This is a genomic window from Thermosipho sp. 1074 (genome assembly GCF_001999655.1).
Taxonomy (GTDB): domain Bacteria; phylum Thermotogota; class Thermotogae; order Thermotogales; family Fervidobacteriaceae; genus Thermosipho; species Thermosipho affectus.
On the sequence record NZ_LBEX01000003.1, the window covers coordinates 75,013 to 91,196 of the forward strand.

The 16,184-nt window shown below is 31.0% G+C and carries 17 protein-coding genes; 10 read left to right on the forward strand and 7 right to left on the reverse strand.

Features of this window, described 5'->3' with window-relative positions; translation table 11 throughout:
* Nucleotides 1-9: 9 nt before the first annotated feature.
* Both XO08_RS00710 and XO08_RS00715 read right to left on the reverse strand, forming a co-directional pair.
* Nucleotides 10-831 carry a phosphate ABC transporter substrate-binding protein PstS family protein gene (locus tag XO08_RS00710; protein ID WP_077286990.1) on the reverse strand — a complete coding sequence of 274 codons (822 nt, stop codon included), beginning with the start codon at nt 829-831 and terminating at the stop codon, nt 10-12.
* Nucleotides 832-918: 87 nt separating this feature from the next.
* Nucleotides 919-1,437: a GNAT family N-acetyltransferase gene (locus XO08_RS00715; protein ID WP_077286993.1), complete on the reverse strand. Its 519-nt coding sequence runs from the start codon at nt 1,435-1,437 to the stop codon at nt 919-921.
* A 51-nt stretch (nt 1,438-1,488) separates the two neighbouring features.
* On the opposite strand from XO08_RS00715, the gene XO08_RS00720 reads away from it, so the two are divergent.
* Both XO08_RS00720 and XO08_RS00725 read left to right on the forward strand, forming a co-directional pair.
* Nucleotides 1,489-1,911 carry a MarR family winged helix-turn-helix transcriptional regulator gene (locus XO08_RS00720; RefSeq protein ID WP_077286996.1) on the forward strand — a complete coding sequence of 141 codons (423 nt, stop codon included), beginning with the start codon at nt 1,489-1,491 and terminating at the stop codon, nt 1,909-1,911.
* A gap of 149 nt (nt 1,912-2,060) precedes the next feature.
* Complete coding sequence (locus tag XO08_RS00725; RefSeq protein ID WP_077286998.1) at nt 2,061-3,068, forward strand: NAD-dependent epimerase/dehydratase family protein; 1,008 nt, start codon at nt 2,061-2,063, stop codon at nt 3,066-3,068.
* Here the strand turns inward: XO08_RS00725 and XO08_RS00730 are convergent.
* The 4 genes from XO08_RS00730 to XO08_RS00745 are packed head-to-tail and all read right to left on the reverse strand — an operon-like array spanning nt 3,039 to nt 7,672.
* A complete protein-coding gene (locus XO08_RS00730) occupies nt 3,039-3,959 on the reverse strand; it encodes a 1-phosphofructokinase family hexose kinase (RefSeq protein WP_075665172.1) in 921 nt (306 codons plus the stop codon). The genes XO08_RS00725 and XO08_RS00730 overlap by 30 nt on opposite strands.
* Nucleotides 3,960-3,998: 39 nt before the next feature.
* A complete protein-coding gene (gene fabG / locus XO08_RS00735) occupies nt 3,999-4,733 on the reverse strand; it encodes a 3-oxoacyl-[acyl-carrier-protein] reductase (RefSeq protein WP_077287000.1) in 735 nt (244 codons plus the stop codon).
* Nucleotides 4,734-4,783: 50 nt separating this feature from the next.
* On the reverse strand, nt 4,784-5,521 hold the full coding sequence (locus tag XO08_RS00740; protein WP_075665174.1) for an energy-coupling factor transporter transmembrane protein EcfT: 738 nt from the start codon (nt 5,519-5,521) through the stop codon (nt 4,784-4,786).
* Between the two features lie 12 nt (nt 5,522-5,533).
* Nucleotides 5,534-7,672, reverse strand: coding sequence for a sodium-translocating pyrophosphatase (locus XO08_RS00745; RefSeq protein WP_198927585.1), 2,139 nt, complete (start codon nt 7,670-7,672; stop codon nt 5,534-5,536).
* 150 nt (nt 7,673-7,822) lie between these two features.
* Between XO08_RS00745 and XO08_RS00750 the strand changes: the two genes are divergently transcribed.
* Genes XO08_RS00750 through coaE form a run of 8 tightly spaced genes read left to right on the forward strand, consistent with a single transcriptional unit; the run spans nt 7,823 to nt 15,365 of the window.
* Nucleotides 7,823-8,542 (forward strand): response regulator transcription factor, encoded by a 720-nt coding sequence (locus XO08_RS00750; protein WP_075665175.1) that lies wholly within the window; start codon nt 7,823-7,825, stop codon nt 8,540-8,542.
* 3 nt (nt 8,543-8,545) lie between these two features.
* Nucleotides 8,546-9,817, forward strand: a complete 1,272-nt coding sequence (locus XO08_RS00755; protein WP_077287002.1) for a cell wall metabolism sensor histidine kinase WalK — start codon at nt 8,546-8,548, stop codon at nt 9,815-9,817.
* Nucleotides 9,804-11,108, forward strand: a complete 1,305-nt coding sequence (locus XO08_RS00760) for a thymidine phosphorylase (RefSeq protein WP_077287004.1) — start codon at nt 9,804-9,806, stop codon at nt 11,106-11,108. The genes XO08_RS00755 and XO08_RS00760 overlap by 14 nt, the downstream gene beginning before the upstream one ends.
* Nucleotides 11,109-11,117: 9 nt before the next feature.
* Nucleotides 11,118-12,722, forward strand: coding sequence for a phosphodiester glycosidase family protein (locus XO08_RS00765; protein ID WP_077287007.1), 1,605 nt, complete (start codon nt 11,118-11,120; stop codon nt 12,720-12,722).
* A 19-nt stretch (nt 12,723-12,741) separates the two neighbouring features.
* Nucleotides 12,742-13,254: an adenine phosphoribosyltransferase gene (locus XO08_RS00770; RefSeq protein ID WP_077287010.1), complete on the forward strand. Its 513-nt coding sequence runs from the start codon at nt 12,742-12,744 to the stop codon at nt 13,252-13,254.
* Nucleotides 13,255-13,267: 13 nt separating this feature from the next.
* On the forward strand, nt 13,268-14,617 hold the full coding sequence (locus XO08_RS00775; RefSeq protein ID WP_077287013.1) for a glucose-6-phosphate isomerase: 1,350 nt from the start codon (nt 13,268-13,270) through the stop codon (nt 14,615-14,617).
* Nucleotides 14,617-14,829, forward strand: coding sequence for a hypothetical protein (locus XO08_RS00780; RefSeq protein WP_075665181.1), 213 nt, complete (start codon nt 14,617-14,619; stop codon nt 14,827-14,829). The genes XO08_RS00775 and XO08_RS00780 overlap by 1 nt, the downstream gene beginning before the upstream one ends.
* On the forward strand, nt 14,826-15,365 hold the full coding sequence (gene coaE, locus XO08_RS00785; RefSeq protein ID WP_077287016.1) for a dephospho-CoA kinase: 540 nt from the start codon (nt 14,826-14,828) through the stop codon (nt 15,363-15,365). Before XO08_RS00780 ends, coaE begins: the two co-directional genes overlap by 4 nt.
* An 8-nt stretch (nt 15,366-15,373) precedes the next feature.
* Here the strand turns inward: coaE and XO08_RS00790 are convergent, their stop codons facing one another.
* A complete protein-coding gene (locus tag XO08_RS00790) occupies nt 15,374-16,180 on the reverse strand; it encodes a GGDEF domain-containing protein (protein ID WP_075665183.1) in 807 nt (268 codons plus the stop codon).
* Between the last annotated feature and the right edge of the window lie 4 nt (nt 16,181-16,184).

The following is a 16,184-nucleotide window of genomic DNA, read 5'->3' on the forward strand; positions in this document are numbered from 1 at the left end:
TAATTCCTCCTAAAATCCGTATGCTGCTACATATCCAGCTTTTTCAACTAATTCTTGCCCCTCTTTAGATAATCCAAACGTAATGTACTTTTTTATAGCTCCTGAATCTGGATATCCATTTGTTGCATCCAAAAACATATAAAGTGCTCTTGAGATTGGATAAACTCCATTTAAAATATTTTCTTTTGTTGGTAAAATACCTTCAACCTTTAACACTCTCACATCATCTGTAACATATCCAATGCCAACGTATGCTATTGCATATGGATTCTTTTCAACTGTTTCCAATTCAAATCTTGTACTTTCAACCATACGTACCCACGGTGCCATCTTTTCTTTGTTTAAAACAATTTTTTCAAATGTTTCAAAAGTTCCAGATGCTGTGTTTCTTGAATATATCTGTATTTGTTTTTTAGGTAAATTTGGATCAACCTGATTCCAATATCTAATTTTTCCAGTATATATTTTCTTTAAAGTATTTAACGATATTTTTTCTAAGTTCAGTTTTTTATTTACAATTATGGCAATACCATCATATCCTATAACAATAGGTATAAAATATCTTCCTTCTTTGTGCATCTTTGCAATTTCACTTTCCTTTAACCATCTACTTGCATTCGCTATATCCGCAGTTTTGTTAAATAAAGCTGCTATTCCCGTAGATGAACCTGCTCCTTCTAATGTTATTTCAAGATCAGGATAAATCGTTTTTAATTTCTCAATCCAAAGCTGTGCGATAGGAAATATGGTATTTGAACCCTTTATCACTAGAGTTTCCGAAAATAAAAACACAGTAAATACAAAAAGAATTAACACAAGAAACTTTCTCATAAAAAACACCTCCTGTTTTTAGTCTCCAGGAGGATTTTCTCAAAAATTTATTTAAAGTATTTTAAATTATATTAAGAAATGTTAAGATTACTTCCATTCTCTTCTTAAAAGTCCCATTACAATTACATCCCAATATTTTCCATCCCTAAATAACTCTTCCCTTAAAACTCCCTCTTTTTTAAAACCAAGTTTTTCATAACTCCTTATAGCCCTTTGATTAAAAGAATAGACATGTAACTTTATCTTATTAATATTCATTTCTTTAAACACAAAATCTACTAAAAGTTCCATTGCTTCTGTTCCATATCCTTTATTCCAGTAAGACATTCCAAGAAAAATACCAAGTTCACACACCGAATTCTTCCAATCTACCTTATTAACACCACATCCTCCTATATACTCATTGTTTTCTTTTAACTCAATTGCAAAAGAATAGTTATCAGAAAAAGCATTAAAACCCTCATACCATTTTATTTCATCTTCTACCTTTAGAGGATATGGAATACCGGGCATTGTGTATTTTAAAACATTGTTCACCATATTTCTTGCTTTTTCTAAATCCTCCCTTCTGTATTCCCTTAATCTAACCTTTTTACCATCTAACACAAATATTCCTCCTTTCTTACAAAATGTTATAATATACTTAGGGGGAAAATAATGGATAAGAAAAAAATATTCGAATCAATTTTTAATTTAGTAGTCAACTTTACACAGTTTTTTCAACAAAATAGCACTTTTTCGAAGATGACAACAAATGAATTCTACTTATTCTTATTCGTCAATTTTAACTCACCTGTATCTATGAAATATTGCTCTGAAAAAATGGGACTTTCCAAAAGTGCTATTACCGTACTTATTGACAAATTGGAAAATAAAAAATTGGTTAAACGAAACCGTTCAAGTGAAGATAGAAGGCTCATACTTATTTCCCCCACCAATAATGGTAAAAAGCTCTTTGAAAGTTTTTCAAAGGATTTTTACAAAATAATAGATTTTACTATTTCAAAGATCCCAGATAAAGAACTAGAAATTATAAATAAAGGATTTGAACTACTTCTTAGAAATATCTCCAAAAAATAACTCTTCTTAATTTTACACCAAAAACAAAAAATTTTTTAAATAACTGTTCATAATCGGCTTTAATAACTTAGCCAATAATTTTGTTTTATTTTATAAATAGTTTATAATATAAACGATTCAAAATATAAACTATTTAAGAAGGTGAAAAAATGATATTTATAACAGGTGGTTCTGGACATTTGGGGAATGTCTTAATAAGGAAATTAATATGTAATGGTGAAAAAGTTGTAACTCTTGTTCACCCAAGTGATAAATGCGAAAGTTTAATGGATTTAGATGTGAAAATTATAAAAGGTGATGTTAGAGATTATAATTTGGTAAAAAACATAGCAGAGGATGCCGATATAATAATACATCTTGCTGCAATTATTTCAATCCTTCCATGGGAAAAAAGACAAGTCTTTTCTGTTAATATAAATGGTACAAAAAACATATTAAATATTGGAAAAAGGCTTAACAAAAAAATAATTTACGTTAGTTCAGTACACGCATTTATAGAACCTAAAAAAGGTACAACAATTGATGAAAGTATAGAAATAAATCCCAAAAAAACCGTTGGAATTTACGGAAAATCAAAAGCTTTTGCTGCACTTGAAGTCTTAAATGCAGCAAAATCCGGCCTTGATATCATAACAATATGCCCAACAGGTATTATTGGACCATATGATTTTAAACCATCTGAAATGGGAAAATTCTTTATACACTATTTACAGGGAAAATTAAAATACATAATAAATGGCAGCTTTGACTTTGTCGATGTAAGGGATGTTGCAAATGGAATTATAAAATTAATAACCTATGGAAAAAAATCGGAATTTTATATTTTAGGGAATGAGACTATTTCAATAAAAAGGATTGTAAAATTATTAAACAAAATTACAGGAGAAAAAAAATTCCCAAAAACAATTAACTCACGCTTTGCCTATTTTATATCATGGCTTGCCGCAATATATGGTTTTTTTACAAATACAAAACCTCTTTTTACACCTTACTCAATCCACACACTTACTAGAAATTACAAATTTTCACACAAAAAAGCAAAAAAAGAGATTAATTACACTCCTCGCCCAATTGAAGAGACACTCTTTGATACACTTGAATGGTTTAAAAATTATCTAAGAAATTCTTTAAATTTCACTTATTTCCACCATGTTTAACAAATCAATTACATCTTCTTTTTTACATAATTCTGTGCCAGGCGTCATAACAGCTGCAGTCCCAGCGGCATTTGCCCATCTAAAAGCTTCCTTTCTTCCTAGTTCTCTTTTTAACACATAAGCTGCCAAAAAGGAATCTCCTGCTCCCACAGCACTTTTCACTTCTACATCCAAAGGCTTTGCATAATAACATTCATCTTCTGAAACTAACATAGCACCCTTACCACCTAAGGTTAAAAGAATTTCCTTTAAATTAAACCTTTTCAAAATCTTCTTACCTTCTACTTTAAAATCTTCCAAACTCTTTAATTTTTTTCCGACAAGTCTCTGAAATTCATGTTCATTTGGTTTTATAACATCTGGATTTCCAAGAAGTCCCGCCTTAAGCTTCTCACCATCTGCATCAAAATATACATATACTCCCCATTGCTTTAACGCAAATATTATTCCAGTGTAAAAATCTGGTGAAACTCCTTTTGGAAGGCTTCCTGAAATTATGATTACATCACCTTCTCTAACAATTGCATTTAAAACTTCAAGAATCACTTGTAGTTTCTTTTTCGAAATCTTTTCACCTGGCATACTAAATCTATACTGTCCTTCTTTTGTCTCCATTATTATATTAGTCCTTGTTTCAACTTCTACCCTTATAGTACTATAAATAACACCTTCTTTATCAAGCATTTCCTCAATTCTTCGCCCAGTTTCACCACCAAGTAATGAAATAGCAACAGATACTCCCCCAAGTTCTTTAATTACTCTTGAAACATCTATACCTTTTCCCGCTGGATAGTCAACAACATTTTTTACACGAATTGTATCATCTAAAACTAATTTATCAACGTATAAATACCTATCCAAACAAGGATTCATCGTAAGCGTAAAAATCAAAATTTCACCCCTTTCAAAAAGGCCAGATTAAATCTGGCCTTAAATTACTAATCCACCATCCACTCCTATTACTTGACCTGTAATGTATGAGGAATCATCAGATGCTAAAAATAGATAAACCTTTGCAACTTCTTCTGCTTCTCCCATTCTTTTTAAAGGTATTTTTTCATTTAAAGCTTGTATTATTTTCTCAGGAACTTTTTCCGTCATTGGTGTTTTAATAAACCCGGGAGCTACTGCATTTACCCTAATTTGTGCACCTTTTCTTGCAAGTTCTTTTGCCCATGTCTTTGTCATACCAATTATACCTGATTTTGTTGCGGCGTAATTTGTTTGGCCTATATTTCCATATACCCCCACAACTGATGAGGTATTTATGATACTTCCCTTTCCATTTTTTAACATTATTGGTGCAACAGCCTGTGTCATGTTAAAAACACCCTTTAAATTGACATCTATTACTTTATCCCAATCTTCTTCTTTCATCTTTAACAATAAAGCGTCTCTTGTAATTCCAGCATTATTTACTAAAACATCTATTTTACCGTATTTTTCGACTATTTCGTCCACCATTTTCTTAATTGCACTCCTATCACAAACATCTAATTTATAAGTATCAATACTTTCATTTTCCTCCTTTAATTTTTTTAAATTTTCCTCAACTACATCACAAGCTATCACTTTTGCCCCTTCTTTTGCAAATAACAAGGCTGCAACCTTCCCTATTCCACTACCTGCACCTGTAATTATACAAACTTTTCCTTCTAATTTCATATTCTAACCCCCTTAAGTTAGTCTTGTTTAACATTTTAATTATACAATCTCTATAACTTAAATACAAGAATAAAAATTAAAATAGAAATTGAAAAAATTAAAAATAAAGTATCCCGAATACTCCAACATAATTTATAATAGCTTTTTCTCTCAAATAGCCCGTATTTTCTTGCTTGCAATGCAATTGAAATTTCTTCTGCCTTTCTTATTGATGAAACAAGAAGAGGGACGATTATTACAATTATCGCTTGAAGTTTATACTTTAGCCCTTTTTGGTCAAATTTTGCCCCTCTTGCAATTTGCGCTTTAATTATTCTATCAACCTCATCAAACAAAATAGGAATAAATCTAAAAGAAATGGTCATAATCATTCCAAAATCGTCTCTGTATCTTTTTTTTACACCAAAAAATTTTAAAAGATCAGATAACCCTCTTGAAATCAACAATGGTGAAGTAGTAAAAGTTAAAAAAGATGCAAAAAGTACAACAAATACAAGTCTAAGTGCTATAAAAATGGACATTTCAAGTCCACTGACAAAATACTGCACTACTGAAGCAAATAATATTAAAAACCACATGTTTTTCACAGATCTCAAATACAAAGTAAATCTAATATTTGACAAAAACGATATAAGCAAAAACACAAAAAAGAATATCAAATACCCTGTTAAATTTTGTACAAATAAAACAGCTGACACTAAAACAAAAGAAGAAATAATTTTTGTTCTTGGATCTAACGCATGTATTATGGAATTTCCTGGTACATATCTTCCAAAAGCAAATTTCATATTACTCCTCCATTAAAAAATGTGAAATTCCAAAAATAAAGGAGCCAAAATTAATGAAATAACAGCCATTATTTTTATCAAAATATCCAAACTAGGTCCAACAGTATCTTTTAATGGGTCACCAACTGTATCTCCTATCACAAGTGCATCGTGTTCTGTTGAGCCTTTCTCAAGCCCTTTAATTTTCCCCTGTTCTAAATGTTTCTTTGCGTTATCCCACGCACCACCGGCATTTGCACTAAATAACGCTAACATTATACCACTTAACGTTGTTCCAACCAATACACCACCGACAAACTCTGTTCCAAGTAAAAATCCAGAAATTATAGGCGTAAGAACTGCAATAAATATAGGTTTGCTCATTTGTTTAATTGCCCCTGCTGCGCTTATCTTAACGCATGTTTGATAATCGGGCTTTTCATCACCTGTTAAAATACCTGGCCTTTCTTTAACCTGACGTCTAATTTCATCTACCATTAATCCTGAACTTTTTACAACAGACTCTATCAAAATCCCACTAAACATAAACGGTAAAGATGCTCCTAAAATAGCCCCTGAAAGTGTTTTAGCATTTATGATATTTAAATTCAAAAGATCAAAAACGTTATTAAAAAACGCACCTGGAGATGTTTGGGAAAAAACATACGAAGCAAAAAGTGACAAAGCAGCCAATGCAGCAGAACCTATCGCAAATCCTTTACCAATTGCGGCAGTGGTATTACCAACCATATCCAATTTATCCGTAATCTTCCTAACATCTTCCTCTAACTTTGCCATTTCACTTATTCCACCCGCGTTATCCGCAATAGGACCATACGAATCAACGGAAACCGATGTTGCAACAAAGGAAAGCATACCTATAGATGCCATTGCAACACCGTATAACCCTGAAAAATAATTTGCAAGTAAAATCGCTATAAATAAAAATATTGATGGTAAAAATACACTTTTCATACCAAGTGCCAAACCACCAGATATTACAATTGCAGATCCCTGCTTTGATTTATAACTCAACTCCCTTGTAGGCCTAAAGTCATCTGAAGTGTAATATTCCGCCAATAACCCAATAATAATTCCTACAAAGACCCCTAAAACTGAAGAAAAATATGGTGAAAACTTTCCAAATCTAAACCCAAAAGTTTCCAAATTTTTTACATCTGACAAGTAATAATTAGTCAAAAGAAAATTTCCAAACAAGCTTAAAATTGCAGATAAAAACAAAGAACTGTTTAAATCTCTATGTGGATTTCCAGATCCTTTCTTTAATATTACAAAATAAATTCCAAAAATACTCCCGATCAACCCCACAGTAGTATACAAAAACGGGTAATAAATTAATTTCTTTACCGTTTCATAGTATAAATTACCCGATAGTGTAAAAATATAAGATGCTAAAACTATAGCAGATAGTATTGAACCCACATAACTTTCAAGCAAGTCTGCACCAAGTCCTGCAACATCTCCTACATTATCCCCTACGTTATCCGCAATTGTTGCGGGATTTCTTGGATCATCCTCCGGTAATTTTAACTCCGTTTTCCCCACTAAATCTGCTGCCATATCTGCAGCCTTTGTATAAACTCCTCCTCCCACTCTATCAAACATGGCAATTATGGAGCACCCTAAAGAATATCCAGAGACAGTCATCGCAAATGGTATAAAATTAATTCCTAAATAATTCTTTATAATTACTAAATTTTCTTTATCAAGTTGATAAGAAAAAATCCAAAAAACTATACCAAGCCCCAGTAGTGCAAAAGAGGCAACAGACAACCCCATAACAGATCCACCCTGGAAAGCAAGTTTTAATGTTTTGTTTAAATCACGTGTTTCACGTGCAATATTTGAAACTCTTACATTTGCCCTAGTTGCAATTTTCATCCCTATAAATCCTGCAAGTGAACTCATCAACGCACCAATCAAGAAGGAAACTGATACATACCATGCAGTTATAAAACCAAGAATTATAGCAATGGGTATAGATATTTTAAAAACAACCGCATATTCATGTGAAATAAATGCATCTGCACCTTCTCTAATTGCAAGAGAAATCTCCTTCATTTTGTCGTTCCCTTCGGATTTTTTTGTGACAAAATAAAAATTTAATAACGCAAGCCCTATCCCCAATATAGGTATCAATAAATAAACCATCAACATCCCTCCTTTTACCAAATCTTAACTTAATTATAACAAGGTTTTGTTCCAAATTTATGTACAAGTATTTCCAATTTGTTAAAAAATATGATATAATGTTTCAAGAAGATATCAGTTAACATTTGAATTTGAGAGGAGGTTCCTTCTATGGGAAAAAGGAAAGTTATGGTTATTGATGATCAACCGGAAATTCTTGAATTAATTAGTTTCACGCTCGAAAAAGAAGGATATGATGTTATACCCGTCGAAGATGCCGAGAAAGCTCTTGAAGAGATTAAAGATAAAGATGTGGATATGTTTCTCGTTGATATAATGTTACCTGGAATGGATGGCTTTGAATTTGTAAGAAATATTAGAAGTCAAGAGAAACATAAATTTACACCTGTAATCTTTTTAAGCGCTAAAGGTGAGGAATTTGATAAAGTTTTAGGTTTAGAATTGGGTGCAGATGATTACATAACAAAACCATTTAGTATTAGAGAACTCCTTGCAAGAATCAAAGCTGTATTTAGAAGAATGCAGCTTTCCACTCAAGTAAAAGAAGAAAAGCCAAAAAAGATAGTTGCAAAAGATTTGGAAATCGATGTAGATAAATACGAGGTAAAAATAAAGGGTAAAAAAGTTAATTTAACCCCATTGGAATTTGATCTTTTAAGATTTCTAGCTGAAAATGAAGGGAAGGTATTTTCCAGAAACGTGCTTTTAGACAAACTTTGGGGATACGATTATTTTGGTGACACAAGAACTGTTGACGTTCACATCAGAAGACTTAGAACAAAAATAGAAGAAGATCCTTCAAATCCTAAATATATAGTAACAGTTAGAGGAAAAGGTTATAAGTTTAGAGACCCTGGAAAGGAAGAATAATCAATGCTCTATTTGGTAATTACTATATTTGTACTATTAATGTCTCTCTTTTTTGTAATACACAAATTAAAGGAAATTAAAAAAGAATACGATATATTACAAGTTTCAATGAAAAAAATAGAAAAATTGATAGAGGAGGGTAGGGATTCTCCTCCTCTTTATATTTCAGAAAAAATCAGAAAGAAAATAACGGCTTTAGAAGAAAAAATATATGAATTGGAATTATCACTAAAAAACCACTTGACTATTTTAAATAATATAGTTGATCCTATAATAATAGCGAAAAAAGATGGAACTATTACATTTGCCAATATTGAAGCTCGAAATATTACAAGACCTGGAGTTGAAGGAAGAAAACTATACGAAGTCTTTGAAGATTATTACGTAAATCAGATGTTCGAAGAAGTTCAAAGCAAAAAAGATCTGAAATCCGGAGAAATAAACCTCTTTGTCAATGGTGAGAAAAGATATTACGAATTAAAAATAGTACCTGTTACACTGGAGCAAAATAACGAAAGGTATATTATAATACTCCATGATGTAACACAAGAAAGAGTTTTGGAAAATGTAAGAAAAGAATTTATTTCTAATGTTTCCCATGAACTTCGAACACCGCTTACTTCAATTCACGGATATGCAGAAGCACTTCTTGATGATTCTCTTGAAGATAAGGAATTAATAAAAAGATTTTTAACGATAATTGAATCTGAAGCCGCAAGAATGACCAGATTAATCAACGATTTACTTGATCTTGAAAAACTAGAATCTGGAAATACTCAATTTGTATTTGAAAAAATCAACTTTACCGAGATTCTTGAACATGTAAGAAATATAATAGAACCATTGGCAAAAGATTACAAAGTTGAAGTCGAGTTTGTCTACCCAGACAATATCGAACTTATAGGTGATAAAGATAGACTAACTCAAATGGTACTAAACCTAGTTGATAATGCGGTAAAATATACTTCACTAAAAGAAAAAGGAGAGAAAAAAGTAACTGTTGAAGCATACAAAGAAAATGACAGTGTAAAACTAATTGTAAAGGATACTGGCGTCGGTATTCCTGAAAAAGCACAAAAAAAACTTTTTGAAAGATTCTACAGAGTGGATAAAGCCAGAAGCAGAAAAATGGGTGGAACAGGTCTTGGATTATCAATTGTAAAAACAATTGTAGAAAAGCACAATGGTGTAATTGAGTTTTCAAGTAAAGAAGGAGTAGGAACAAAGTTTATCGTTACTTTACCAACGGGAGGTAATATAGATGAGACCGTATGATATTATTCTAAAAAAAAGAAATGGAGAAACTCTTAATAAGGAAGAAATAGAATACATGGTAATGGGATATGTAAATAAAGATATACCAGATTATCAGATGTCCGCCTTTTTGATGGCAATATTTTTCAAACACTTAAACAACGAAGAAAGGGCTATTTTGACGGAAATAATGGCAAAATCTGGTGATATGTTAGATTTATCAAAAATAGAAGGAAAAAAAGTGGACAAACATTCAACAGGTGGTGTAGGTGATAAAACAACATTAGTTGTTGCCCCAATAGTCGCATCACTTGGTGTTCCAGTCGCTAAAATGTCTGGTAGAGCTTTAGGCCATACTGGAGGTACCATTGACAAATTAGAATCAATACCTGGATTTAAAACTTCGTTAACGCTAGATGAGTTTTTTGAAAATGTAAACAAATACAAAATAGCTGTTGTAGGACAAACTGCAAATCTTGCACCTGCAGATAAAAAGATATACGCTTTACGTGATGCAACGGCAACAGTAGACGAAGTCTCTTTAATTGCTTCAAGTATTATGAGTAAAAAACTTGCTGGTGGAGCTGATGCATTTGTATTGGATGTAAAGGTAGGTTCAGGTGCATTTATGAAAGACATTGATTCTGCAAGAGAACTTGCCAATGCCATGGTAGGTATTGCAAAAAGTCACAACAAAGAAGCCGTTGCTGTTTTGACTAATATGGATGAACCTCTTGGTTTCTTTGCTGGAAATTCTTTGGAAGTACTCGAAGCAATTGAGACCCTAAAAGGAAATGGAGATAAAAAATTCGTTGAGTTATGCCTTACTTTATCCGCATGGATGTGTTATCTGGCTGGAAAAGAGTCTTATGAAAAATGTTATAAACTTGCGTATGATTCGCTAAATAACGGAGACGCTTTAAATAAGTTTAAAGAATTTATAATCGCACAAGGTGGCAATCCAGATGTAGTACAAAAACCGAAAGATATATTACCTATTTCCAACAATTTTGTAGAATTTAAGGCAAACAAAGACGGATATATATCAAAAATAAATACGGAAAAAGTAGGAGTTGCTTGTAATTATTTAGGCGCAGGAAGAGTAAAAAAAGAAGACAAAATTGATCATTCAGTTGGTCTAGAATTTTTCAAAAAAATCGGGGATAAGGTCTCAAAAGGTGAAACAATAGTAAAACTTTACATAAGTGAAAATAGTGATGTGGAAAGTGCCCTTAATCTTCTTAACGATGCGTATACAATAGGTGACAGCGATGTCCAAAAACTCGATATTATTTTGGATATTATAAAGTGAGGTGAATTTTTGAAAAAGATATTTGTAGCATTTATACTAATCATTGCCCTTGTTTTAAGTGCACATACTATAATCTATAAAAAACACGCTTTTTATTCGCAATCTGTGTGGATTAATGAAGAAGTATTAAAACAACTAGGTTTTCGTTTTGTAAAAAACGATAAGATATTTATGGTTTTTAATAATGATCTTATTATAGGCAAAAATGGTGATTTTACGTTAAATTTTGACAAGATTTTTAAAAACGTATATCAAATTAACGATAGTCAACTATACGTTAATATAGACTTTATAAAAGACTATTTTAAACTTAATGAATACTCATTAAATGGTCAAAAGATATTGTACGATACTCTCCCTGAACTAAAAAGTATAAATTTTGAAAATAACAATTTATCTTTGTATTTTTCTTCAGAAATAACAAAAGAATTCTTAAAATTAGAAGTGGAAAATAGAGATTTAATCATCACTGTTGAACCTGTAAATGGGGATCCAATAGTAATAGGAAATGTTAATTTACAAAAATCCCAAAACAAATTTTTGCTTTTTATATTAAACAACAAATTAAAGCCCGTTCCCATTACTTCATATCAAAAAAATATAGTAAAAATTGCCCTAAACTTTACAGAAGAAGAAAAAAGGATTATAAAAGATGGACTTGTTTGGGAACGAAAAGTAGAAACATTTAACAAAGTAAAATATCTAATCAATTATTTAAAAATTGATCCAAAAAAAGTTGAAATACTACCGGTATTTCCACTTAATGGAATTGGTACAAGAGAAGATTTAAGAGAAATATTAAAAAATAACGGTTGCATTGCTGGAATAAATGCAAATTATTTTGATCCATCAAATAATTTACCTATTGATCTTGTAATAAAAGACGGAAAAATATTATCAGATAAATACGGATTAAGACCATCATTTATACTGACATACAACAACGAGGCTTTCATAAAAAGAATAAATCTTGAAATTAACATTTACATTGGTGATCTGCTCTTTTTAGTTAAAGGTGTAAACACACTGGCAAAAGGTGAGGTATTGCTATACACAGATGAATTTGCCTTAAAGATACCAAAGGATGAACAAAAATTATACTTCATCATTGAAAACAACAAAATAAAAGCAATTGGGTATATAGATAAGGTCCCAGATGGTGCCATGGTTTTATCAATTGACAAAAAATATAAAAAATATTTAAAAGATGTAAAAAGTGGAACAAAAGTAGATTTAATACTAAATTCGGATTTTCCATTTCCCATAAAACATGCAATTGGTGCCGGACCTCTACTGGTCGAAAATGGTAAAAAACTAATAGACAGTGCAGAGGAAAAGTTAAGATATGGTAATGGAATAGCCACTTCAAAAACAACTAGAACTATTATTGCTCTAACAAAAGAGGGGAAAGTTGATTTTATAGTAATAGAAGGATATAATAACAACGGTGGAATGGATTACGATATTGCTGCAGATTTTCTTATATCAAAAGGATACTTTTTTGCAATGATGTTAGATGGTGGAGGATCAAGTGCTATGGTTATTCAAGATGAAGTAGTTAACCAAGATGGACAAATACAAAGAGGTATACCAGTAGGTTTAGGAGTAAAATAAAAAAACGGAGGTGCCTACATTGGAACTTAAAAAATTTATAAGAGACATTCCAGACTTTCCAGAAAAGGGAATTATATTTAGGGATATTACACCGCTTTTAAAAGATGCTGAAGCATTCAAGTTTTCTATTAATAGTCTTTCGGAAAAATTAAAAGATATCGACTTTGATATTATTGTTGCACCTGAAGCAAGGGGATTTATTTTTGGTGGAGCACTCTCATACAAGTTAAACAAAGGATTAGTTCCCGTAAGAAAACCTGGGAAATTACCATATAAAGTAATTTCTGAAAAATATTCACTTGAATACGGAGAAGCAGAACTTCAAATGCACATTGATGCCATTTCAAAAGGACAGAAAGTAATAATCTTTGATGATGTGCTTGCAACTGGAGGTACTGCACTTTCCTTAAAAAAATTAGTCGAAAAATCCGGTGGAGAAGTAGTAGCTATGTCATTTTTGATAGAACTTAGTTATTTAAATCCAAGAAAAATCCTAAGTGACGATAAAATTATATCTCTTATTGTATACTAAAGGGGGAATTTTCATGCTAAAGTTTGATTTCACTAATCTATTTAGTGAAAAAGTTTTTGACAACATAACAATTGAAGATGTTAAAAATTACGAAGAAAAAATCAATAAAATCGCTAATGAAATTGATAAAAATAAACCTGGATTTGCTGAAATTGTATTTTCTAGAAAATGGATTGATTCAGTCTTAGATTTAAAAGATTTTATCTTTGAATTTGATAATTTAGTTGTTTTAGGAATTGGTGGTTCAGCTCTTGGTAACATTGCCTTACAAAACACATTAAAGCCATTTAATTGGAATTTCCTGTCAAAAGAAGAAAGAAAAGGAAAATTGAAAATTTTTGTGATAGATAATGTAGATCCAGATTACGTTGCTTCAATACTTGACACAATTGATGTAAACAAAACATTATTTAATGTAATATCAAAATCTGGTAGCACAGCAGAAGCAATGTCAAATTATCTTATAGCACGTGGTATTATTGAAACGTATGGATTAGATCCAAAAAAACATTTAATATTTACCACAGATCCAGAAAAAGGAGTATTAAGAAGTATCGCAAACAAAGAAAGTATAAGGACTTTGGAGATTCCTCAAAACGTCGGGGGAAGGTTTAGTGTTCTTACACCTGTGGGATTGTTATCCGCATATGCCGCAGGCATAGACATTGAAGCATTGTATGATGGAGCTAAAAACGCTTATAAAAAACTATTAAATCCACTGTTTGAAAACCCGGCAGCTTTAATAGCACTTACACACTATTTATACTACAACAAAGGTAGAAATATCTCGGTTATGATGGCTTATTCCAACAAATTATATTATTTAGCAGATTGGTATAGGCAACTTTGGGCAGAAAGTTTGGGAAAAAAATTTGATAAAGATGGCAACAAAGTAAAAGTTGGTCAAACACCTGTTAAGGCCCTTGGAGCCGTTGATCAACACTCTCAAGTGCAACTATACAATGAAGGACCGGATGATAAAATAATTACGTTCTTAAAAGTTGAAAAGTTCAAAAGAGATATTAAAATTCCGCATGTTCATGATGAAGAAGCCCTCTCTTATTTACAAGGAAGCAAATTATCAACTCTTTTGAATAATGAACTTCTTGGAACTGAAAATGCAATACTTGAACATGGTAAACCATCTTTAAAGATAACATTCCCACAAATCGATGAATTACATGTTGGTGAATTTTTCATGACGTACGAACTTGCTACAGTAATTGCTGGAAGTCTTTTTAACGTTAATCCATACGATCAACCTGGAGTAGAACTAGGTAAAAAAATAACATACGCATTAATGGGAAGGCCAGGTTTTGAAGAATACAAAATAAATCCAAGCAGTGAAAGGATAGAGTTATAATGAAAATTATTAAAATACTAATAAAAGAATTTAATCCCGTTGAAATTTATGAATCAGAAGAATACATAACTTTAATTATAAACGATGAAACAAATATAGCGGAAAAATTAAAGCAATTTCCCAAAAAATATGAAGTTGAAAAAAGTCTTAGGATCTTAACCACAGAAGAGCTTGAAAAAATTTCTGAAAAATTAGGAGTGAAAGTGTATTGAAATACACCATCTGTGTTACTGGAAAGATAGGTACAGGGAAATCAACTATTTCAAATTTTTTCAAAGAAAAAGGTTTTAAATACATAAATATGGATGAAATAGGAAAAGAAGTATTTTACTCAAAATCCAAAGAAATAAAGGCACTTTTTGGAACAGACAATAGAAAAGAAATATCCAAAATTGTATTTACACAAAAAGATATGTTAAAAAAATTAGAACAACTTCTACATCCACAAATGCTAAAAAAATTGGAAAATTTAACTCAAAATAACGGTTTATACGTAATAGAAGCAGCAATAAAAAGAAGGTTGAAAATTACATGTGATCTCACAATAACGGTAACTTGTTCAAAAGATGTTATTCATAAACGATTGGCAAACAGAGGGCTTAATAAAAGTATGGTGGATAAAATTTTGGAAAATCAAAGTGACATCTTAGATGAAGGAATTATAATCAGAAATGATTACTCTTTAGAACTATTAAACGAAAAATTAGAGAAAATATTTGCAATTTTAACTAAAACACTCCCTTGTTAGGGAGTGTTTTAGTTTAGTTTCTTTATTATTTTTTGTCTATACATTTCTTTATCAGATTTATTTATTGCCCCAATTACATCATCAAAACTCCCCGGTATATTTACAGATCCCCATGAGAATTTCGTTTTTGTATTTTTTTCAATCCTTTTCACAACCTTTTCTCCATATTCTCCATTCAAAAAGATGACAAATTCATCTCCACCCCATCTAACTATAAAATCTCCTTTTCTAATAAACTTCTTAACTGTTGAAACAAACTCCCTTAAAACTTTATCTCCCTCAAGATGTCCATAAGTATCGTTTATTTTCTTTAATCCATCTAAATCTACAAAAACTATTGTTCCTATTTTATTTTCCCTTTTTAACTCGTGATATTTTTTAAATAGTAATTCCATACCTGCCTTTCTGCTCAAAGCACCTGTAAGTTCGTCATAAAAAGCATTCTCTTTCATCGTTTCAAATTTTTTTACATTTTCATAATGGATTTCAGCTATAGCTAAAATGTACTTCAATAAATTTTCTTCAAACTGACTAATAGTATTGTAGTAAACTACTATCTTTAAATTATCAAATATATATTCACTAGAATTTCCCTCAACTTTTCCAAATTTATAAGCGCTTTCCCCATTCTCAAAGATTTCAACACCTAAAATAGAATGCAATATATTAAATATACTCTTGCTAAGCTTTTCTAAAAATTTAATTTTCTCAATTGTTCCAACAATATCTACAACAAAAATAGAAAAAAGCGGAAATAGTGCTTTCTCTTTTAATTCCTCGTTTGCTTTTAATATAATATCCCCTATCTTTTTCATGTGC